We start from the raw sequence: 518 nt of genomic DNA, 5'->3' as shown, positions 1-518 counted from the left end.
CCCTTGAGCCAGAGCAGGTCTGGGTCGCTGATATAACTTACCTTCCACTACGCAGCGGCACGGCTTATCTGAGTCTGGTCACCGATGCCTGCTCCAGAAAAATCGTGGGTTACCATGTCGGGGAAAACCTGCAGACGGAAAACGTGGTAAAGGCGTTCAGACAGGCTCTGAAGCGGAGAAAAACGACAGGTCCGCTGGTACATCACTCTGACAGAGGACTGCAATACTGTTCGGTACTTTATCAGTCAGTTCATGAGCGAAACGGAATAACCTGTTCAATGACCGATGGTTACGACTGCTACCAGAATGCGCTGGCTGAGAGAATAAACGGGATACTGAAAAATGAGTTTTTACTCTCGCGCCCGGAGGATCTTGCACAAGCCCGGATGATGGTAAAAGAGTCCGTGGCAATTTATAACCATGAACGGCCACATCTGGCCCTGAAATACAAAACGCCCGATGATGTTCATCAGGCGTTTTACAGACAAAAAACTGTCAACCTATATCAGGACTAGTCA

At 49.0% G+C, this 518-nt stretch carries 1 protein-coding gene; it reads left to right on the top strand.

The features are described from left to right. Window positions 1-515, top strand: a 515-nt coding sequence (locus AACS05_RS24730; RefSeq protein ID WP_045438306.1) for an IS3 family transposase, incomplete at its 5' end; no start/stop codon positions are given. Window positions 516-518 lie beyond the last annotated feature (3 nt).

Source organism: Citrobacter sp. S-77 (genome assembly GCF_963864895.1).
Lineage (GTDB): Bacteria > Pseudomonadota > Gammaproteobacteria > Enterobacterales > Enterobacteriaceae > Citrobacter > Citrobacter murliniae.
Note: the sequence above shows the minus strand (reverse complement) of the source record. Positions and strands in the feature narration are given on the sequence as shown.